The sequence below is a fragment of the Niveispirillum sp. FG156 genome, from assembly GCF_057809555.1.
In genome coordinates, this window is the sequence record NZ_JBMDKE010000015.1 from 108,851 (window position 1) to 130,456 (window position 21,606).

The following is a 21,606-nucleotide window of genomic DNA, read 5'->3' on the forward strand; positions in this document are numbered from 1 at the left end:
CATGGCGGCGGTCATCACGCTGGCGGCGGGCGGCATGCGGGCGGAAGTGGCGCCCGCCATTGGTGGTGCGCTTCTGTCGCTGTCGCGTGATGGCGCCGATATCATGCGGCCCACGCCTGCCGATGCCGTGGCGACCGGGCAGGTGCGGCGCACCGCCTGCTATCCTATGCTGCCCTATGCCAACCGCATCGCCGATGGCCGTTTTCTGTTCGCTGGTCGCTGGCACCACGTCCTGCGCAACACGCCCGACATCACCCACCCGCTGCATGGGCTGGGCTGGCAGCGTGAATGGGTGGTGGATGAACAGTCCGATACCCATGTCCGTCTGCGTCTGTCGCACCAGCCGGCAACGGACGGGCAGGGCGACTGGCCCTATGCCTTCACCGCGCGGATGGCGTATCGGCTGGACGATACCGGCCTGGAAATCGGTCTGGACCTGACCAATGACAGTCCAGGCATGGCCCCGGCTGGCATGGGCCTGCACCCGTTCTTCCGGCGGGGTGCCGGAACGATGCTGCGCTTTTCGTCCCTGTCCTATTGGCGCAGCGGGGCCGATGGATTGCCGGAAAGGGTGATCATGCCGCCGGACCCTGATTTCCGCCACGGACGGCACCTGGATGACAGCGTCGTGGATGGTGATTTCCCCGGCTGGGCCGGCATCGCCCATATGACCGGATCGGTGCCCGGCCTGCTGGTCAGTCTGCGGGCAGACCGGATTTTCGGCACCTTGCGGGTCTATACCCCGGCGGGCCGTGACTTTTTCGCGGTGGAGCCGGTGACCCACGGCGCCAATGCCCTGAACCAGCCCGAACTGCCGCCCATGGCCATCCTGGCCCCCGGTGCCAGCCTGTCCGGGGTGGTTCGTATCAATGCGGAGCCTTTGGCATGAGTGAATTTACCCCTGTGCTTCCCCTGCGTACCCGGCTGGGGGAATGTCCCGTCTGGGATGGGGGGACGGGTGTCCTGTCCTTCGTCGATATTCAGGGACGGCAGCTTCACCGCTACCACCCTGCCGACGGGACCCTGTCCAGCCTGGACCTGCCCGAACATCCCGGCTGTGTCGTACCGCTGGCCGGTGGCGGCTATGTCGCCGGGATGCGGACAGGCATCTACCGGCTGGATGCTGATGGGACGGTGGGGCCGATGCTGGCCGCCAACCCGACCGATCCCGCCGATACCCGTTTCAATGATGGCCGCGTCGATCCGGCGGGACATCTGATCATCGGCACCATTGATGAACCGAAATCCGGTTCGCGCGGCGGTCTCTACCGTCTGGAAAAGGGGGGCTTGCGTCTGCTGTTCGGCGGCCTGTTGACCTCCAACGGGCTGGCCTTCTCCCCCGATGGGCGCACGCTCTACCATTCCGACACGCCGCGTTTCGCCATCCATGCCTATGATTACGACCCGGCCAGTGGTCAGGTCGCCAACAGGCGCCTGTTCGCACAACTGGACCCCGATGCCCCGGACCGGGGACGCCCCGACGGGGCGGCGGTGGATGCGGATGGCTGTTACTGGACCGCCCTTTATGCGGGCGGGCGGGTGCAGCGTTATGATCCCGATGGTCGCTTGATGGCGGAATACCGCACCCCGGCCCGTTGCCCCACCATGCCGTGTTTCGGTGGCCCGGACGCCAAGACCCTGTATGTCACCAGTGTGGCCGCCGGCTTTGAGGGGCCGATGGATGGCGCGCTGTTCGCCATGCCGGTCGATGTTCCCGGCCTGTCCAATACACTTTGTAACCCGGAGAGCCTGCCATGAACGTGCGCTATCACAGCCTGGAAGGCCGTTCCGTCCTGATCACTGGCGGCGCATCGGGCATCGGCGGGGCGATGGTGGAGGCGTTCGCGGCGCAGGGCGCACGGGTCAGCTTCATCGATATCGACGTCCATGCCGGGGCGGCCATGGCGGACCGTACCGGCGCCCGTTTCGTGCCCTGCGACATCACCGATATTGCCGCCCTGCGCGCCGCCATCGCCGATATCGAACAGGCCAGCGGTGGGATCGGGGTGTTGATCAACAATGCCGGCAAGGATGACCGGCAGGTGGTGGGGGAGGTGGAGCCCGAAAGCTGGCGCCGCATGCTGTCCTTGAACCTGGATCATCAGTTCTTCGCCAGTCAGGCCGCCGCCCCCGCCATGATGGCGCGCGGGCAGGGGGCGATCATCATGCTGGGCAGCATCTCCTGGATGCGCGGGCGGCCCGGCATGGTCAGCTATACGACGTCGAAGGCCGCCATCAACGGCCTGACCCGGACGCTGGCCCGCGAATATGGGCCGGGGGGCGTGCGGGTGAATTGCATCGTGCCGGGCGCAGTCCTGACTGACCGTCAGTCGGCCCTGTGGCTGACGCCTGAGCTGAACCAGCAATTCATCGACCTGCAGGCCCTGAAATTCCGCCTGACGGCGGATCATGTGGCCCGCATGGCCCTGTTCCTGGCATCCGATGAAAGTGCCGGCTGCACGGGTGCCAATTTCATCGTCGATGCGGGCCTGACGCAGAACTGATCCGCCGTCAGGGTCCTTCGCGCATCTGGTACAGGCTGGGTGGTACGCCGAAGGTGCGGTGGAACATGGCCGTGAAGGCGCTGGGGCTGTCATACCCGACATCGAAGGCGACCAGCGTCACGGGCCGCCCGCTGGCCAGCAGCGACAGCGCCTCCATCAGCCGCACCTGCTGTCGCCAGACAGCGACACCCATGCCCGTCTCCTGCTTGAACAGGCGGGTGAAGGTGCGGCGGCTCATCCCCGCCAGCCGTGCCCAATCATCCAGGTCGCGGTTGTCGGCGGGTTCGGTCAGGATGGCGCGACAGACACGCAGCAGCCGTTCATTCACGGGCATCCGCACCTCATAGGGCGCGTTGGGCATCCGCTCGATCTCGTCCAGAAGCAGGGCGACGATCCGCCCCTCCCGGCCCTCCAGATCATAATCGGGCGGAAAGCCGGCAGTTTCCAGGATCAGGGCGCGCAGGAAATCCGACACCTCGATCACCCGGCATCCGTCCGTCTGCCGGTCGCGCGCCGGGTCGATATAAAGGGTGCGCAGCGATACCGGTCCCCGGCAGGACACTTCATGCGGTGTGCCCGCCGGCAGCCAGAGGGCGCGTTGCGGCGGCAGCACGAAGGACGTGCGGTCGGTCACCACCGACATCACGCCGGCAGACGCGTACAGCAGCTGGGTGTGCTGATGGCTGTGGAAAGGATCGACGAAACCGGCGGGATATTCGTCCTGCAGCGCGATCACGGGCCGCTGCGTGGTCAGATAATCGGCACTGCGTTTCATCTTCCTTCCCTGAATGATGGCCCGGACACGGTAGAAGAATGGGGATCGTGGCTTCCGGGTCAAGCTCACAGGGCTTGAACGGCCCATTTGCATCAATGATTGGCCCGCTCCGGCAAGCAGGGGTGCCGCCGCCTCCCGTAGCATTCGGCCCATGCCGATAGCCGGGAGTTTGGTTTGTGAGTGAAGTGATCAAGGCCGCCGAGGATCTGGACCCCGATATCCGTCGTTTCCATCAGGCCATCAGTAGCGGCTATGCCGCTCACCCGGCGCTGCCGGGGCAGACGCTGGCCGACCGGCGGCAGGTGGCGGAAACGGTGCGGGCACCCTGGACAAAGGGCGGCCCGGTCATGGCCCGGACGCGGGAAATGCGTCTGGGGGATCGCGGTGTGCGCGCACGCATCCATGAACCGTCCATCGGTAGCGACCTCCCCGTCATGCTTTATATCCATGGCGGCGGCTGGATGCTGTTCAGCCTGGATACGCATGACCGGCTGATGCGCGAATATGCGGCCCGGGCCGGTATTGCCGTCATCGGCGTGGATTACAGCCTGTCGCCGGAGGCGAAGTTCCCGACCGCGCTGGAAGAGATTGTGGAGGTGGTGGACGCGGTCCGCGCCGGTGCCGCCGGACCCGGCCTTGACCCCGCCCGCATCGCCATCGGTGGCGACAGTGCCGGTGCCAATATGGCGGTGGCCGCCAATCTGATGCTGCGGCGGCAGGGCAAGCCGGTTCTGGATGCCATGGTCCTGAATTATGGTGCCTTCGATCATGCCGTCACGGCGTCGCACGAACGGTATGGTTCGGATTGCTATATGCTGAACAGTGCCGAAATGGTGGTGTTCTGGGATGCCTATCTGCGCGGGGCGGCGGATTATGACAACCCGCTGGCGGCGCCGCTGCGGGCCGATCTGTCGGGCCTGCCGCCCGCCTTTCTGTGCATCGCAGCTTGCGACATCCTGGTGGATGGCAATCTGGCCATGGCAGCTTTGCTCCGTAGTGCTGGTGTGCCGGTCAGTGCCAGCCTCTATGATGGCGCCAGCCACAGTTTCCTGGAGGCGGTTTCCATTTCCCCGCTGGCCGACCGTGCCTTCACAGAGGCGTCGGCCTGGCTGTCCCGGCACCTGCAAAGGTCCTGACGCGTTGCAGCAGGGGGATGTCACCATCCGGCATGGCATCTGGTGAAACCACAGCTTTATCAATCCTGTCGCCCTGCGACCGGCGAGGGCATCTGCATGCTGCAACGCCATGTGGCGGCCCGATACAGATGTTTCCCAATTGGCCCAAACGCGAGAGTAAATGACCTACGCGGGTGTGCCGGGCCGCCGGGAAGGGCATAGGCTGAACCATGAAGAGAGGCCGGCTACGGCCCTGACCATGAACAGAACAGGGATCCTCGACATGACCAATAGCCATTGGTACCGCACCCTCATCCTATCCTGCACCGCTGCGCTGGCGCCCCTGGCGGCGACAGCACAGGAGGCAGCCACCACCGATAAAAGCATTCTGCTGGAAGAAATCATCGTCACCGCCACCAAGCGGCAGCAGAGCGTGCGCGACGTTTCCGGCTCCGTTTCCGCCGTATCCGGCAAGCAGCTGGAAGCCATCGGCGCGCAGAGCTTCGCCGACTATATCCAGCGCACGCCCGGCGTTGTGTTCAATGAGTTCCAACCCGGCACGTCGCATGTCGTGATCCGTGGTGTCGCCACCAATTCCGGCAATGTGCAGGGGCAGGGCACCACGGGCTATTACATCAATGAGGTCCCGCTGACTGAACCCGGCTGGACCATCGTCATCCCCGATATCGACGCCTTCGATGTGGACCGGGTGGAGGTGATGCGCGGGCCGCAGGGGTCGCTGTTCGGGTCGGCTTCCATGGGTGGTGCCGTCAACTATATCGCCAACAAGGCCGATGCCACGAAGGCGGACGCCGCCATCGAAACCACATTGTCGCGTACCCGCAACGCCGATATCGGCTGGACCGGCAAGGCCATGCTGAACATGCCGCTGGTGGAGGATAAGCTGGCAGTGCGCGCCGTCGGCACCTTCCGCCGCGATCCGGGTTATTTGGACAATGCCGGCACGGGGGAAAAGGGCTCCAGCGATATCGATGTCGGCGGTGGCCGCCTGTCGGTTGTCTGGACGCCCGATGACCTGACGGAGGTTTCCTGGCTCAGCCTTTATCAGAAGACGGCGGCGGATGATGCGCCCTACCGCAACCCGACCTATGGCAGCTTCGGTCGTTCCAGCGCCCTGCCGGAAACCAACGACACCGATGTGGAAATCCACAGCCTGCGCCTGGACCGCGATCTGGGCTTTGCGACCCTGACGGCGCTGGGTGCCTATCAGAAGAAGAACCAGGGCTTTGTCTTCGACTTCACCCCCTATCGCGCCGCCTATAATGCCGATCTGGGCCTGAACATCACCAACCCGCTTTATGTGCGGTCGGGCGGTGACAGCGACGGCAAGTCAGCCGAGCTGCGTCTGGCGTCCAACGGCGATGGCGCCTTTGAATGGCTGCTGGGGTCCATGTATTTCGAAAGTGACAAGCATCTTTATGAACAGCTGGGTGCCAATGGTGCCGCCGCCGCCTTCGATGCCTCGCCCAAATATGGCCCCGGCAAGGGCGCGATCATCGCGCCCGATGGCAGCATCTTCAACGCCTTCTACACCGACCTGAAGGGGGAGGAGAGCGCCCTGTTTGGTGAAGCCTCCTATTCCATCACCCCGGAACTGAAGGTCACGGCGGGTGGCCGTCTGTTCAAGATGGAGGTGACCAGCACCTCCACCACAATCGGCTTCTCCACCTACCCCGGCAATCCGCTGGTGGAACGCACCCAGACCAAGGAAGACGGCTTCTCGCCTAAGCTGTCCATCACCTACAAGCCCAGCGAAACGCTGATGGTCTATGGTCTCTATTCAGAGGGTTTCCGTTTCGGCACACCCAACGGGTCCGGCCTGTCCGCTTTCCCGATCCCCAGCGGATCGAAAAGCGACAGCCTGAAGAACTACGAGGCGGGCCTGCGCGCCACCCTGGCCGATGGGCAGTTGCTGTTGGACGCCACCGCCTTCTATGTCGACTGGACCGATATCCAGTTGCGTCTGCTGACGCCCGACAATTTCAACTATGCCTCCAACGGGGCCGCCGCCTCCATCAAGGGGCTGGAAATGTCGGCCACCTGGCAGGCGACGGCCAACCTGGATATCCAGAGCAGCGTCACCTACATGAAGGCCCGGCTGGATGAGGACCTCTTCATCCTCTGGTACGGCACCGCGCCCAAGGGCTCGCGTCTGGCCGGCTCGTCGGACTGGTCCATTGCCAATACCGCCATCTACACATTTGATGCGGATTACGATCCGACCGTCACCTTCGCCCATCGCTACCTGTCCAAGGGGATCAGTGACATGAACTCCGCTGTTCCGGGCGTCGCGGTGAACGGGCAGGGTGGCTATAACCTGTTCGACCTGCGTCTTGGTGCCACTTTCGGCACGACCAAGGCGACAGTCTTCGCCAACAATATCACCGACAAGCGCGGTGTGACCCGTACCCTGCCGGAGGCCAATGGCCTGAGCCAGGGTCTGGTGCGGCCCCGCACCTACGGTGTCACGCTGCACTGGACGATGTAAGCGGAAAGGCGGATAGGGGAGCATGATGATGCAGCGTCGTTCCTTCCTGATGGCGGCCGGCGTCGCCCTGCTCCCCCTGCCGGGCGTCGCGGCGGACGGTCCCCCGTCCCCGCCGCGCCCACCGAAACGGCCCAAACGCATCGTCCAACTGGGCCGTACCCGTATCGACAATTACGCCTGGCTGCGCGATCCCAACTGGGCCAGGGTTTCCCGCGATACCAGCCTGATGGACCCGGAAATCCGCGCCCATCTGGATGCGGAAAACCGCTATGCCGACGCCATGCTGGCCCTCACGGTTCGGGTACAGAGCGATATCGTAGCGGCGATGCAGGCCCTTACCGGCGCGGAACAGGCGGCACCGCCCGTGCCCGACGGGCCATGGGATTATTACACCTATGTCCGGGCCGGGCAGGATCACAAAGTCTATGCCCGCCGTCCGCGCGGCGGCGGTGCCGAACAGGTTCTACTGGATGGGCAGGAACGGGCCAGTGGCCATGCCTATTTCCGGGTGACGGAGGCCGAACACAGCCCCGACCACAGGCTGTTCATGTGGGCGGAGGATGTGGAGGGCGGGGACCGTCACCGCATCTGCGTGCGTGATCTGGAAACCGGTGCGGTCAGCACGACACCCAATGCCGATGCCTATGGCTGGCACGGCATCGCCTTCTCCCCCGACAGCCAATATGTGTTCTGGATCTGGCGCGATCCCCTGTCGCGGCCCGTGAAGGTGTTCCGCCGCCCCGCGCGGGGCGGGGATGATATGCTGGTCTATACCGAACCCGATCCGGCCCTGTTCATGGGCCTGTCGCGCACGGCATCCAACAGTCATGTCGTGATCCATATCCTGGGGCCGGATGTGGATGAGGTGCGGCTGATCCCAGCCGCTGACCCGCTGGCCGAACCGATGCTGGTGGAACCACGCCAGCCCGGCCTGCATTACCGGGTGCAGGAATGGGCGGGTGACCTGATCATCCTGACCGATGCCGACGGCGCCCTGGATGGCAAGCTGATGCGCGCCAGCCTGACGCAGCCGGCCCGTGCCCATTGGCGCGACTGGGTGCCCCACCGTCCCGGCTGCCATATCCTGGAGACCCTGTCCTTCCGCGACCATTTCGTGCGGTTGCAGCGAGTGGAGGGCCGGCTGGAGATCGTGGTCACGGGCCGCGATGGGCGGGAAAACGCTCTGTCCTTTGATGAAGCGGCCTATGCCATCACGCTCGCCCCGGTGCAGGAACCGGGCGGCGCCGTCCTGCGCCTGATCTATGAAAGCCCGCGCACCCCGCGCCAGTGGCTGGACTACGACATGGCCTCTGGCACCCGTCGCATCGTGCAGCAGCAGACGGCGGGTAAGGGCTTTGATCCCGCGCGGTATGAGGTGCGGCGACTGATGGCACCGGCATCCGATGGGGAACAGGTGCCGGTGACGGTGCTGATGCGCAAGGGCATGACACTGGACGGATCGGCACCGCTGCTGCTCTATGCCTACGGTGCCTATGGCGTGCCGTCGGAGGCGGAGTTCTCCATTCCTGCCCTGACGCTGGTGGACCGTGGCTGGACCTACGCCATCGCCCATGTGCGCGGCGGGTCGGAGAAGGGGCGGCGCTGGTTTCTGGATGGGCGGCGCTTCAAGAAGAAGAACAGCTTCACCGATTTCATCGCCTGTGCCGAGCATCTGATTGGCCAGGGCTACACGGCCCGCCGCCGCATCGTGGCCTATGGCCTGTCGGCGGGCGGGCTGCTGATGGGTGGGGTCACCAATCTGCGGCCCGACCTCTGGGGCGGGGTGATCGCGCAGGTGCCCTTCGTCGACATGCTGAACACCATGAGCGACGCTGACCACCCGCTGGTCCCCGCCTTCCGCCCCGACTGGGGCGATCCGCTGGCCGATCCGCAGGCCTATGATTACATCGCCTCCATCTCCCCCTATGAGAATGTGCGCGATGCCACCTATCCGCCCGTGCTGGCCACGGCGGGCATCCGCGATGACCGTGTTTCCTATTGGGAGGCGGGCAAATGGGTGGTCACGCTGCGCGACCATAATAAGGGTCCGTCACCCATTCTGTTCCATGTCGACATGGAAGCCGGGCATCAGGCGGGGGCGGGCCTGACGGATCAGTTCAGACAGATGGCCCTGTTCTGGGCCTTCGCCGAACAAAGCCTGATCTGGAGCAAGGGGCTGAAATGAAGCTGTCGGATGCCATCGCCATTGGCCGCCTGGACGCACATGCCCAGGCGGGTCTGGTCCGGTCGGGCGAGATTTCGGCCCCCGAACTGACAGAAGCCGCGATCCTTCGCATTGAGGCGCTGGACCCTGCCTTGCGATCGGTCAGTTGCCCGGCCTTCGATCTGGGCCGGGCGCGGGCCGCCGGGCCGCTGCCCGATCATGCTCTTGCCGGCGTGCCCTATCTGCTGAAGGACAGTTTGGATTATCCGGGTCTGCCCAGCCGGGGCGGATCGGCGTCCAAACCGCTGACCCCCGTCACCAGGGGGCATGAGTATGTCCACCGTCTGGATCAGGCGGGGCTGATCCCCGTGGGCAAAAGCGCCATGCCGGAATTCGGCCTGCTGGGCGTGACGGAGCCTTTGATCGGCCCCGTCACCCGCAACCCCTGGTCCGATGCCCATTCACCGGGCGGGTCCAGTGGTGGGGCAGGGGCGGCGGTGGCGGCGGGTCTGGTGCCGCTGGCCCATGGCAGTGACGGGGCCGGGTCCATCCGTATCCCCGCGTCGTGCTGCGGCATCGTGGGGCTGAAACCCGGACGCGGCACCACCGTCCGGGTCCGTGCCCGGCATGTGGTGGAGGATCTGCTGGTCGGCGACAGCCTGATGGCGCGCAGCGTGCGCGACGTGGCCGCCGGCTTCGCCCTGGCCCATCCGGCCCGCCCCGCGCCGGTGACGGGTCCATCTGTCCGGCGTCTGCGCATCGCCCTGATGCCCCGGACACTGTCCGGCAGGCAACCGGATACCGCCTGCGAGGTGGCGGTGGAGGCGGCGGCGGCGCTGTGTCGTGCTCTGGGTCATGATGTGACCATCACCGATTGGCCGTTTGATGGCGGGACCGCGATGCGGGCCGAACGCACCTTGTGGTGCCATATCGGTGCCGATTGCGTCGATGCCGTGCGCGGGCGCGGGGACGATCCCCACCAATTGCTCGAACCCTGGACCAATGCCCTGGGCCGCATGGCCGAGGCCCTGTCTACCGACGATCTGGAACAGGCCTGGGGACAGGTGGCGGAACTGCCGAAGCGGCTGTCGGCCTTCTTCCAGGATTACGATGTCATCCTGACCCCGACCCTGGCCGCACCCCCGCCCGAACGCGGTTTCATGGCGCCCGACCTGCCGGGGGATGTGCTGATGAAGCGGATGTTCGGCTGGCTGGATTACACGCCGTTGCAGAACCTGTCGGGCGCGCCCGCCATCTCCCTACCCCTGTCCTGGACAGCGCTGGGGCTGCCCATCGGTGTCATGTTCGCCGCTGACCGGGGGCAGGAGGCACTGTTGCTGGCGCTGGCCTTTGAATTGGAACAGGCACAGCCATGGGCCGGGCGCTGGCCGCAAACGCCCCTGAACAGGTAAGCAGGACATGTTTGAGCAATATGCCGCCGATGATCTGCGGGACCTGATTGCGCAGTTCCCTCTTGCCTGGGTGACCAGCACCGACGGGGAAGAGGCCAGTCTGTTACCCCTGGTGGGGCGGTTCGATGCGGCGGGTGAACTGACCGAACTTATCGGCCATCTGGCGCTTGCCAATCCGCTGCGCGCGGCGCTGATCCGCGATCCGCGCGCCCTGATCCTGTTCAAGGGGCCGGACGCCTATATCTCGCCATCGCATGCGGGGCGGCGGGACTGGGGTCCGACCTGGAACTATGCGCAGGCGCGGATCTGGGCGGAGATCACCTTTGATCCGGACCTGACCGGTCCCTCACTGGAGCTGCTGGCCGACAGGCTGGAGCATGTCCGGGAGCATCCCTGGCACCCGGCTGAACTGGGCGCGCGCTATCAGCAGCTGGCCCGTCACATCATCGGTTTTCGCGCCCGCGTCACCCGTGTGAAGGCGAAATTCAAGCTGGGTCAGGATGAACGGCCCGAAACCCTGCGCCATATCCTGGACAGCCACTCCGATCCCGCCCTTCTGGAATGGATGCGGCGCTTCAATCCGGGACGGCTGCCCTAACCGCGTGGTGCGGGGCCGGAGGATTCGCCCGGCACCAGGGTCAGGGTCCGGTGCAGTTCGGTTTGCGTTGGCATGTCCTCAATCATGTTGATCAGCCAGGCGGTAGCCAGTTGCGCCATCTCCCCCAATGGCCGATGGACCGTGGTCAGGGCCGGCGTCAGCATCTGGGCCAGGACGCTGCCGTCAAAACCCACGACGGACAGGTCTTGTGGTACCGCGATCCCGCGCGCGGCGGCGGCCTTCAATACACCGGCAGCCATGATGTCGTTGGCGGCGAAGATGGCGGTGGGCATCGGGTCCCGCGACAACAGCCGCTCGGCGGCGGTCACGCCCGATGCAAACCCGTAATCGCCTTCCACCTCGCCGATCAGGCCGCACCCGGCCTCCATCAAGGCCGCCACGAAGCCGGCCCGCCGCTCCTGGGCCGACCGCGCGGATGACGGGCCGGATACCAGCGCGATGCGGCGATGGCCCAGCCCCACCAGATGGCGTGCCACATCGGCGGCACCGGCCCGTTCGTTGGAGACCAGGAAGCCGGCGAAACCGGTCAGCGGGGTGGGCGACAGGGCGATGGCCGGCACGTCCGCTGCTGCCAGCGCCTCCGGCAGGCCGGCCACCGTGGAGACGGGCGATAGCACGACGACCCCATCGACCCGCGACCGCCCCACGAAATCCAGCACATTTTCCACCGGCCCCTGATGGCCGGCGGGGGCCGGGTGGATCACGATCTCATACCCGCGCCGCGTTGCCTCATGCACCATGCCGCGCTGTACCGCGTCCAGAACCAGGGCGTTCTGGTCATTATGGACCATGCCGATCAGGAAGGACCGGCCCGTCGCCAGACCGCGCGCCCGCGCGCTGGGACGGAAGCCCAGGGCGGCAATCGCCTCTTCCACGCGCTCACGCGTCAGGGCATTGACCTTGGTGGACCGGTTCAGCACGCGGGACACGGTGCGGATGGAAACACCCGCCCGTTCGGCAACGTCGTTGATCGTTATATCCACAATGACGCGTTCCGCCGCTGGCTGGGGTGAGTGATATTATCCTACTTATCAAACCATGCCCGCTTGGCAAGCGCTTCGCACCCCCCTCGTCACGCCGGACCAATATCCCTATATGGATTTGCGAGGCTGCCCGATGGGTGGCGATGGTCGATCCCTGACGGGCCAGGCGGACAAGCGGCCCCGGAGACATGGTTTGGTTGATTTTTCGATTCTGGAACTGGGCCGCGTGCGTGAGGGCGGCAGCCGCCGTGACGCGATGGATGAGGCCCGGACCCTGGGGCAGCATGCCGAACAGCAGGGCTATAAGCGCCTGTGGGTGGCCGAACATCACAATATGCCGACTGTGACGACGGCGGCGACCTCCCTGGTCATCGCCCATATCGCGGCGGGCACCCGGCATATCCGGGTGGGGGCGGGGGGCATCATGCTGCCCAACCATTCCCCCTATGTGATTGCCGAACAGTTCGGCACGCTGGCGACCCTGTTTCCGGGCCGCATCGATCTGGGCCTGGGCCGTGCGCCGGGGACGGATCAATACACCTTGCGCGCCTTGCGCCGTGATCCGGCCAGTGCCGAGAATTTCCCCCGCGATGTGCTGGAGCTGCAGGCCTATCTGGCGCCGGCAACGCCGGGACAGCCGATTGAGGCGGTGCCGGGGTCCGGCACGGAAGTGCCGCTATGGATTCTGGGTTCCAGCCTGTTCGGGGCGCAACTGGCCGCCGAACTGGGCCTGCCCTTTGGCTTCGCCTCCCACTTCGCACCGGGCTCCCTGGATCAGGCCTTGGCCATCTATCGCGACCGTTTCCGGCCATCGGCGCAGCAGCAGCGGCCCCATGCGCTGGTCGGTGTCAATATCATCGCGGCGGAAAGCGACGAGGAAGCCCGTTTCCTCGCCACCTCGCAGCAGATGTCCTTCACGCACATGGTCAGGGGGACCCGCCGCCTGACCCAGCCGCCCATCGCCGATATCGAGACCTACTGGTCCCCGCGTGAGAAGCTGCATGTTCAGCAGATGCTGGCCTGTTCCATCATCGGAGGACCGGAGACCGTGCGACGGGGCGTCGATGCGCTGCTGGAACGGACCGGGGCGGATGAGTTGATGATCGTGTCGGATATGTTCGATTTCAGCAAAAGGCTGCGCTCGTTCGAGATCATTGCGGGCCTGATGCGCTGACACCGGTTGCCGTCTTACGACCTATCCGAAAAGAGGGCTGGTCAGCGCGCCACTGTTCGCCGACAAAATGATCCGCATATCATGGTGTGATTTTCAGAATGTTTGAGGGATGCCGTTGCAAACCGACCTCCTTGGCAAAGTGTCAGAAACGCTGGGTTCCGCCCGCACCGTGGAACAGCTGACCCGGCCCCTGCTGGAACTGCTGGAACTGGTGACGGGTCTGGAAAGCACCTATCTGACCCATATCGATACCGGCGCCGGGATGCAGACCATCCTCTTTTCCCGCAACAGCCGCACGATGCAGATACCCGAGGGCCTGTCCGTGCCCTGGGACGACACGCTGTGCAAGCGCGCGCTGGAGGAAGGGCGGTCTTACACGGAGGATGTCGCCGCCTGCTGGGGCGATTCCGACGCGGCTAGGGCGCTGGGCATCCAGACCTATGCCAGCACGCCCGTCTATCTGGGCAGTGAACACCTGTATGGCACGCTCTGCGCCGCCAGCAGTGACCGCCAGCCCCTGACCCCGCAAGGCAAGCAGGCCTTGTCGCTTTTCTCCACCCTGATCGGGCAGCAGCTGGAACGCGAACGCCTGCTGGAGGATTTGCAGAAGGCCAATGCGGCGCTGGAGACGGAGTCTGCCACCGATGCCCTGACAGGGCTGCCCAATCGCCGCTGCACACTGGCGGAACTGGAGCGGCTGTTCGCGCTGGGCCGGCGGACGGGGCAGCGGGTGTTGGTCGTCTTCATCGACCTGGACGGGTTCAAGAAGATCAATGACACCCATGGCCATGATGCGGGCGATGTCTTTCTGGTGGAGGTTGGGCGCCGTCTGTCCAAGGGGCTGCGCGCGGGCGACATGCTGGGCCGGCTGGGCGGTGACGAATTTGTCGTCATCGGCCTGACGGCCCCCAGCGATGGCGAAAATGACGAGGCACCGCGTCGCCGTCTGGCCCCGCTGGTTCAGGGACGCTACGATCTGGGCCAGATGGTGATCGATTATCCCGGTGCCAGCTTCGGTGTTGTCCATGCCGACCCGCACCGGTCCAACCCGGACGAGGCGCTGCGGGAGGCGGATGCGCGCATGTATGAGAATAAGCGCAGCCGCCGTTCGTAAGTGATAGGCCCGCCCCTGACCGTTGTATTGCCATAAAGCTGTTGGCACTCTCCTTTCCGGGTGTTTGGGGGAGGGGGAAAATGCCGGTGTCGAAGCGTGTCGTCCTGACGGCTATCGCGGTGCTGTCCTTGGGGGCCATTGGCTTTGCCGGATGGCAGGCGATGCGGCCAGCGGACAGGATGGTGGCGAAGCTGGACCCGCCACCGGTGACCGCGACACAGCCGGTGACGGCCAGGACATTGCCGCCCGCGACCCCGGATGACCGCGCCTTCCGCTTCACCCGCGTGACGATTGAGGCCGGTGGCACCGTCGCGGAGGCTTGTCTTGTCTTCAACAAGCCGTTGGACGAGACGGGTGTCGTCAATTACGCCGATTATGTCGAGCTGCCGGCTGACACGCGCGCAGCCTTCCGCGTGGCGCGGGAGAAGCTGTGCCTGTCGGGCCTGACCTTCGGCACGGAGTATCAGGCTACCCTGCGCCCTGGCCTGCCGGCGGGAGGCGGCGCCGGCACGCTGGAGGCGGCGGCCACGGTGACACTGGCCCTGACCGACCGGCAGCCGGCGGTGGCGCTGGGCCAGGGCTTCATCCTGCCGCGTGAAACGGGCGACGGCCTGCCGATCACCACCGTCAATGTCGACCGGCTTGCCATCAAGCTCTACCGCGTCGGCGACCGCATGCTGGCCCGCATGCGGCAGGATTTTGTGGATGAACGCAGCTTCTACCCCTACAGCGCGAAGGAGGTGGAGCAGGATGAGGGCCGACTGGTCTGGCAAGGCGAGGTGCCCGTGACGGGTCCGCGCAACAGCGCCGTCACCACCCTGTTCCCCCTGGCCGATGCCATCGGCAAGACCGAACCCGGCGCCTACCTGCTGGTCGCCAGCAACCCCGACGCGCCGCGCCAGGATGGCGAAGATAACTACTATTATTCCGACGATTACCGACCCCAGGCCGGGCAGTGGGTGGTGCAGTCCGATCTGGGCCTGACCAGTTTTCGGGGTGCTGACGGCCTGACCCTGTCGGTGCGGTCCCTGTCCAGCGCCAAGCCGGTCGCTGGCGTCCGCCTGTCCCTGATCGCCCGCAACAATGACGTGCTGGCCGAGGCGAAAAGCGACGGCAAAGGGCTTTTCCATTTCGATGCCGGGCTGCTGCGCGGGGAGGGCGGCCTGGCGCCCGTCATGGTCATGGCCTATCGCGAGGATGGCGATTTCAACTTCCTGGACCTGCGCCGCCCCGGTTTCGACCTGTCCGACCGGGGCGTGGAGGGGCGGCAGCCGTCGGCGGCGGCGGATGCCTTCCTCTATACCGAACGCGGCATCTACCGTCCGGGGGAGACGGTGGAACTGACCAGTCTGCTGCGCGATCCGCAGGCCCTGGCCCTGCCGGGCCGGCGTCTGACCATCAAGCTGAAGCGACCCGACGGCAAGGAGCATCAGCGGTTTGAGATGGCGGATGGCGGCGGCGCGGCGGGTCACCTGTCCATCACCCTGCCGGCCAGTGCCAACCGGGGGCAGTGGGAGGCGGCGGCCCATGCCGATCCCGCCGGACCCGCCATCGGATCGGTACGATTCCAGGTGCAGGATTTTGTGCCGCAACGCCTTGACGTTGTTATCGACAACAAGCCGGCCCGGCTGTCCCCGGGTGAGGCGGTGAGCCTGAATGTCAGTGCCCGCTTCCTGTATGGCGCGCCCGGTGCCGCCCTGGCGGGTGAGGCGCGGCTGACGCTGGAGCCGGACCCGGCCCCGTTCCCCCACCACAAGGGTTACCAATGGGGAACCCCGGCGGACAGTTTCGATGTGGAGCCGGTGGACCTGACGGTGGCGGAGACGGATGCGGACGGCAAGACGCAGGTGACGGGTACGGTCCCGGCGCAGGTGCCGGGGACAAGGCCGCTGCGCGCCGACATCTATGTCGCCATCCGCGAACCGGGTGGGCGGGCGACCGCCGAACATGTCTATGTGCCCGTCCCCGTCACCCCGCTATCCATCGGCATCCGCCCGCAATTCCAGGACGCGGTGCCGGAAGGTGCCAAGGCGGGGTTTGAGGTGATTGCTGTGGATGCCGATGGCAAACCGGTTGCCGCCAAGGGCCTTTCCTGGCGGCTGATCAAGGATACCTCCACCTGGCAATGGTTCCGCAGCGGGGGAAGTTGGAAATATCAGCGGGTGCCGCGGGAGAAGCTGGTGGCCAGCGGCACCATCGACATCGCCGCCGACAAGCCGTCGGTTCTGTCGCAGGCGGTGACCTGGGGCGGATATCGGCTGATCGTGGCGGACAGCGCCAGCGTGGCTGCCACCTCCGTCGCCTTTTCCAGCGGCTGGTATGGCGAAAGTGGGCCGGACCGTCCCGATCGCCTGAAACTGGCCGCCGACCGCGCCGGCTATGCCCCCGGCGACACGGCCCGCCTGCGCATCGACAGCGAGGTGGCGGGGGAGGCGTTGCTGGTTATCGCCAACGAGACGGTGCATGAGACGCGCAGCATCGCCGTGCCGGCGGGCGGTGCCGATGTCGATGTGAAGGTCGGGGCGGATTGGGGGCCGGGCGCCTATGCGCTGGTCACCCTCTACCGTCCGCTCAACGCTTCGCTGGGTCACGCGCCGGTGCGGGCGGTGGGCGTGGCCTGGCTGGGCATGGATGCAGTCCGTCGCACGCTGGATATCGCCATCGCGGCCCCGGACAAGGTGCTGCCACGCCAGACCATCATTGTTCCCGTCGCGGTCAAGGGGGCGGGGGCCAAGGCGCATGTGACGCTGGCCGCCGTCGATCAGGGCATTCTGGGCCTGACCCGCTTTGCCACGCCTAAGCCGCAGGATTACTTTCTGGCCAAGCGGCAATTGGGCGTGTCGATGCGCGATGATTATGGCCGCCTGATCCGGGCGCAGGCCCAGGGTGATGATCAGGGCGGCGACGGCTTCGGCGGGCGCGGGCTGGACGTGGTGCCGACCCGCACCGTGGCCCTGTTCTCCGGCATCGTGGCGCTGGATGCGGCGGGCAAGGCCAATATTCCCCTGACCATCCCGGATTTCCAGGGCGAACTGCGCCTGATGGCCGTCGCCTGGGACACCGAAAAGCTGGGATCGGCGGAAAGGCGGATGACGGTCCGCGATCCCGTGGTGGCGGAGGTGATCCTGCCGCGCTTCCTGTCCCCGTCGGACAATGGCCGCGCAACTATCCTGATCCATAATGTGGAAGGGGCGGCAGGTTCTTACCGGCTGGCCCTGGGGGCCAAGGGTGCTGTGGCGGGCGGTGAGACGGAGCGGTCCATCACCCTGGCCCAGGGGGAGCGGCAGGTCTTCACTGTACCGCTGGATGGGACCGAAGCCGGCATCGGCACCGTCACCCTGTCGGTGGCCGGGCCGGGCGGGTTCCAGGTGGAACGGTCCTGGCCCATCCAGGTACGCCCGCCGCAACTGCCCGTGACGCGGGAGATGGTGGCGACCCTGGCGCCGGGAGAGAACGCCGTTTTGCCCGCCGACCTCCTGACCGGGCTGGTTCCGGGGACGGAGGCGGTGTCGCTGTCGGTCTCCCGCTGGCAGGGGATCGACGTGCCGGGCATGCTGCGGTGGCTGGACCGGTATCCGTTTGGCTGTCTGGAACAGACGGTGAGCCGGGCTATGCCCCTGCTCTGGTTCAACGATCTGGCCTTGCTGGCGGGCACCAAGCAGGACAAGGCCATCGCCGACCGTGTGCAGGACAGTATTGACCGCGTCCTGTCCATGCAGGACCCGGAAGGGGGCTTCCGCATGTGGGGCCAGTATGGCGACGCCGCCGATCCCTGGCTGTCGGTCTTTGCCATGGACTTCCTGGAACTGGCCTCCGACCAGGGCTTCGTGATCCCGGCGGACGCGCTGACGCTGGGCCGCCAATGGCTGGGCGATGCGTCCAGCCGATCCTATCCGCCGGCGGTGCGGGCCTATGCCGCCTGGGTCCTGGCCCGCAAGGGCAAGGCCAATGTGGGTGACCTGCGCTATTTCCATGACAGCAAGATGCCCGAACAGGCCCTGGCCGCCGCCCATCTGGGGGCGGCGCTGGACGCGGTGGGTGAGCGGGCGCGGGCTGGCCAGTCGTTCGATGCCGCCCGCCAGAAGCTGGCCGATTGGGCCGCGAAGGAGGCGGAGGAGGATGCGGCGCGCGAAATGGCGCGGCGGACGGGCAAGCGCCCCAAGCTGCCGGTCCGCACCGACACCTATGGCAGCCGCCTGCGCGACACCTATGCCATCGCCAGCCTGATGGCGGCGGGTGGGCGCGGCGTGGCGATCCCGGCCCTGCTGGACACCGCACAGGTCCTGGATACCCGCGCGGAGGAGACGAACACCCAGGAAAAGGCCTGGATTCTGCGCGCCGCCGCCGGTCTGGCCCCAAAGGGGGCGAAGCTGGCCGTCAGCCTGGACGGGGCCAGCGTCGGTACCGGCGATCCGGTATCGGCCAGCATCGCCCCGGACCGGCTGCGCGCCGGCCTGACCTTGGCCAACCAGGGCGATACCGGGCTTTACCGCACCTTGTCGGTGGAGGGCGTGCCGGTCGACCCGGTGCCCGCCATGGAGGCCGGGATCGCCCTGCGCAAGAGCCTTTACACCGCCGACGGGCAGCCGGTCGATCCGGCCAGCATCAAGCAGAATGACCGCATCATCGTGGTGGTGGAAGGCAATGCCGGCATGGCCGCCGTGCCCGGCGACTATGCCATCCTGGACCTGCTGCCCGCCGGGTTGGAGGTCGAGGGCGTGATCAAGCCGGAACAGGCCGGCTATGGCTGGTTGGGCGCGCTGTCCGGCACCAACATTGCCGAGGGGCGCGACGACCGGTTTGTGGCGGCCCTGTCCCTGCCCGCCGACCGGGAGGGGACACAGGGTGCTGCCGGCATTTCCGGCTTCAAGATCGATCCCCGTTGGGGCTTTCGGGTGGCCTATGCCGTCCGGGCCGTGACGCCGGGGTCCTTTGCCCTGCCGGCGGTGGTGGCAGAGCATATGTATGTGCCCAAGGTGAAGGCCCGGACGGATATGGGCCGGATTGAGGTGGCGGAGTGATCAGCGGGCGCCGCCGGCGGGTGCTGGCGGCGGTCCTGCTGGCCCTGACCGGGCTGGTGGTGGCTGCCGACTTGGCCCTGCCGCCCGATATGGGCCGCTGGGACGGACGGTCGGCAGAGGTGCTGGACAGCGAGGGCCGGCTGCTGCGCGCCTTTCCCACGGCAGAGGGGGCGTGGCGGCTGGCGACCGACAGCACCCGCGTCGATCCGCTTTACCGGGCCATGCTGCTGGCCGTGGAGGATCGCCGCCATGGCTGGCATCCCGGTGTCGATCCGCTGGCCATCGTCCGCGCCGCAGGGCAGGCGGTGCGGCATGGGCGGGTCATTTCCGGTGCCTCCACCCTGACCATGCAGGCGGCCCGCCTGTTGTCGCCGCAGCCGCGCACCCTGTCGGCAAAGGTTCGTGAGGGGCTGCGGGCCTTGCAGCTGCGCCGCCGGCTGGGCGGGGATGGGGTACTGTCGCTCTATATGAGCCTTGCGCCTTTTGGCGGGCCGCTGGAGGGGGTGAGGGCCGCCTCGCTGGCCTGGTTCGGTCGGGAGCCGGACCGGCTGACCCCGGCGCAGGCGGCCTTGCTGGTGGCGCTGCCGCAATCGCCGGAAAGGCTGCGGCCTGACCGGTACCCGGACGCGGCGAAGGCGGCGCGGGCCAAGGTGCTGGACCGGGCCGTGGCCGCGGGCCTGATCGCGGCGGATGTGGCGACGGCGGCCAAGGCCGAGCCGCTGCCCACCATCATGCTGCCCCTGCCCATGCTGGCCCCGCATCTGGCTGAACGGCTGGTTGCCGGCGCAGGTCCGGGTTCCATCATCCGCACCGGCGTGCGGTCCGACCTGCAACGCGCGCTGGAGGCCGTGGGCCGGGCGGAACAGGCGCGGATGGAGGCGGGGGGCGACCTATCCGTCCTGGTCATCGCCAACCAGGACCGCCGTATCCTGGCCCACTTGGGCAGCGGCGACTGGCGTGTGCGGCAGTTGGACCTGTCACGGGCCGTGCGGTCGCCGGGATCGGCGCTGAAACCCTTCATTTATGCCCTGGCCTTCGATGATCTGTCCCTGCATCCCGGCACCCTTATCGATGATGCCCCGCAGCGGTTCGGGGATTGGCTGCCGCGTAATTTCGATGATGGCTTCCACGGGGTGGTGACGGCGCGCGAGGCCCTGCAACGCTCCCTCAACATCCCCGCCGTCCGGGTGCTGGAACGGGTGGGGCCGGCGCGGCTGGCGGCCTTGTTGACCATTTCGGGGGCGGAACTGTCCTTGCCGCCGGCAGCGGAGCCGGGATTGCCGCTGGCCCTGGGCGGTGTTGGTATCCGGCTGACCGACCTTGCCATGCTCTATTCCGCGCTGGGTGATGATGGCGTCACCAGACCGTTACGATACCGGATTGATCAGCCGGAACCTGCCGATACGGGCCGTCTGGTGGGAACGGCGGCGGCGCGGGCGGTTCTGGCCGTGCTGCGCGACAGTCCCGTTCCCGATGGTCTGGCCGGGGGGCAGGGGATTGCCGGGCGGCGGCGGGTGGCGTTCAAGACCGGTACCTCCTTTGGCTTTCGCGATGCCTGGACCGTCGGTGTGTCCAGCGATTACACCGTGGCCGTCTGGGTTGGCCGGGCCGATGGTGCCCCCCGGCCCGGAGCGGCGGGACGGCAGGCGGCGGCCCCGTTGATGTTCCGGGTGTTCGACCTGCTGCCCCCCGACGGGCCGGCGAGACCCGCACCGGAACCCGACCACGCCCTGCTGCGCGCCACGCCGCCGCCGGGTCTGGCCCGTCTGGATGGCGGCGGGCCGGTGGCGGCGACGCAGCGTGGCGAACGTCTGCGCATCCTGTTTCCGCCCGACGGGGCGGAGGTGGAGGCGCTGGCCGATGGCGTCTCCCTGTCGGCGGCGGGTGGGCGGCCGCCTTACCGCTGGGTCGCGGATAATGTGCCGCTGCCCGATGACAGCCGGTTCTGGCGCCCAACCGGCCCCGGCTTTTCCCGCCTGACCGTCATGGACAGCACCGGCCAGCGCGCCAGCGCCGCCATCCGCGTGCAGGTGCCGGGGCCGTCGCAAAATTAACCCTGTGAAACATTGTTGAACATGATTTCGGCGATGTTTCGAGAACGGCGGGTCGTAGCGCGGATTATGGCTTCGCCTAAACCGGGTTTACGTTGACTGGAATCATTCCCCTATCGTCATCCCGGCGAAAGCCGGGACCCAGCGTAGAGCGGCGTCTGCCGC

General features: G+C 66.7%; 14 protein-coding genes. 12 read left to right on the forward strand and 2 right to left on the reverse strand.

Annotated elements, in window-relative coordinates; all coding sequences use genetic code 11:
- Position 1: 1 nt before the first annotated feature.
- The 3 genes from ACODSP_RS11580 to ACODSP_RS11590 are packed head-to-tail and all read left to right on the forward strand — an operon-like array spanning position 2 to position 2,504.
- Positions 2 to 889 carry an aldose 1-epimerase gene (locus ACODSP_RS11580; RefSeq protein ID WP_488965749.1) on the forward strand — a complete coding sequence of 296 codons (888 nt, stop codon included), beginning with the start codon at positions 2 to 4 and terminating at the stop codon, positions 887 to 889.
- Positions 886 to 1,758: an SMP-30/gluconolactonase/LRE family protein gene (locus ACODSP_RS11585; RefSeq protein WP_488965750.1), complete on the forward strand. Its 873-nt coding sequence runs from the start codon at positions 886 to 888 to the stop codon at positions 1,756 to 1,758. The genes ACODSP_RS11580 and ACODSP_RS11585 overlap by 4 nt, the downstream gene beginning before the upstream one ends.
- Complete coding sequence (locus ACODSP_RS11590) at positions 1,755 to 2,504, forward strand: SDR family NAD(P)-dependent oxidoreductase (protein ID WP_488965751.1); 750 nt, start codon at positions 1,755 to 1,757, stop codon at positions 2,502 to 2,504. Before ACODSP_RS11585 ends, ACODSP_RS11590 begins: the two co-directional genes overlap by 4 nt.
- Positions 2,505 to 2,511: 7 nt before the next feature.
- On the opposite strand, the gene ACODSP_RS11595 is transcribed toward ACODSP_RS11590, so the two are convergent.
- On the reverse strand, positions 2,512 to 3,279 hold the full coding sequence (locus ACODSP_RS11595; RefSeq protein ID WP_488965752.1) for an AraC family transcriptional regulator: 768 nt from the start codon (positions 3,277 to 3,279) through the stop codon (positions 2,512 to 2,514).
- A gap of 176 nt (positions 3,280 to 3,455) precedes the next feature.
- Between ACODSP_RS11595 and ACODSP_RS11600 the strand changes: the two genes are divergently transcribed.
- From ACODSP_RS11600 to ACODSP_RS11620, 5 genes are all read left to right on the forward strand, one after another.
- A complete protein-coding gene (locus tag ACODSP_RS11600) occupies positions 3,456 to 4,415 on the forward strand; it encodes an alpha/beta hydrolase (protein WP_488965753.1) in 960 nt (319 codons plus the stop codon).
- A 262-nt stretch (positions 4,416 to 4,677) separates the two neighbouring features.
- Positions 4,678 to 6,903 carry a TonB-dependent receptor gene (locus tag ACODSP_RS11605; RefSeq protein WP_488965754.1) on the forward strand — a complete coding sequence of 742 codons (2,226 nt, stop codon included), beginning with the start codon at positions 4,678 to 4,680 and terminating at the stop codon, positions 6,901 to 6,903.
- 22 nt (positions 6,904 to 6,925) lie between these two features.
- Positions 6,926 to 9,088: a S9 family peptidase gene (locus ACODSP_RS11610; RefSeq protein WP_488965755.1), complete on the forward strand. Its 2,163-nt coding sequence runs from the start codon at positions 6,926 to 6,928 to the stop codon at positions 9,086 to 9,088.
- Complete coding sequence (locus tag ACODSP_RS11615; protein WP_488965756.1) at positions 9,085 to 10,479, forward strand: amidase family protein; 1,395 nt, start codon at positions 9,085 to 9,087, stop codon at positions 10,477 to 10,479. Before ACODSP_RS11610 ends, ACODSP_RS11615 begins: the two co-directional genes overlap by 4 nt.
- A gap of 7 nt (positions 10,480 to 10,486) precedes the next feature.
- Entirely contained in the window at positions 10,487 to 11,077 is a 591-nt protein-coding gene (locus ACODSP_RS11620; protein ID WP_488965757.1) for an FMN-binding negative transcriptional regulator, read from the forward strand.
- Here ACODSP_RS11620 and ACODSP_RS11625 read toward each other — a convergent pair.
- Positions 11,074 to 12,081, reverse strand: coding sequence for a LacI family DNA-binding transcriptional regulator (locus ACODSP_RS11625; RefSeq protein WP_488965758.1), 1,008 nt, complete (start codon positions 12,079 to 12,081; stop codon positions 11,074 to 11,076). The two genes, ACODSP_RS11620 and ACODSP_RS11625, sit on opposite strands and share 4 nt — an antisense overlap.
- A 193-nt stretch (positions 12,082 to 12,274) precedes the next feature.
- On the opposite strand from ACODSP_RS11625, the gene ACODSP_RS11630 reads away from it, so the two are divergent.
- From ACODSP_RS11630 to pbpC, 4 genes are all read left to right on the forward strand, one after another.
- Complete coding sequence (locus ACODSP_RS11630; protein WP_488965759.1) at positions 12,275 to 13,255, forward strand: LLM class flavin-dependent oxidoreductase; 981 nt, start codon at positions 12,275 to 12,277, stop codon at positions 13,253 to 13,255.
- Between the two features lie 109 nt (positions 13,256 to 13,364).
- Complete coding sequence (locus ACODSP_RS11635) at positions 13,365 to 14,369, forward strand: GGDEF domain-containing protein (protein WP_488965760.1); 1,005 nt, start codon at positions 13,365 to 13,367, stop codon at positions 14,367 to 14,369.
- An 80-nt stretch (positions 14,370 to 14,449) separates the two neighbouring features.
- A complete protein-coding gene (locus ACODSP_RS11640; protein WP_488965761.1) occupies positions 14,450 to 19,390 on the forward strand; it encodes an alpha-2-macroglobulin family protein in 4,941 nt (1,646 codons plus the stop codon).
- Positions 19,387 to 21,444, forward strand: a complete 2,058-nt coding sequence (gene pbpC / locus ACODSP_RS11645; RefSeq protein ID WP_488965762.1) for a penicillin-binding protein 1C — start codon at positions 19,387 to 19,389, stop codon at positions 21,442 to 21,444. Before ACODSP_RS11640 ends, pbpC begins: the two co-directional genes overlap by 4 nt.
- Positions 21,445 to 21,606: the final 162 nt, after the last annotated feature.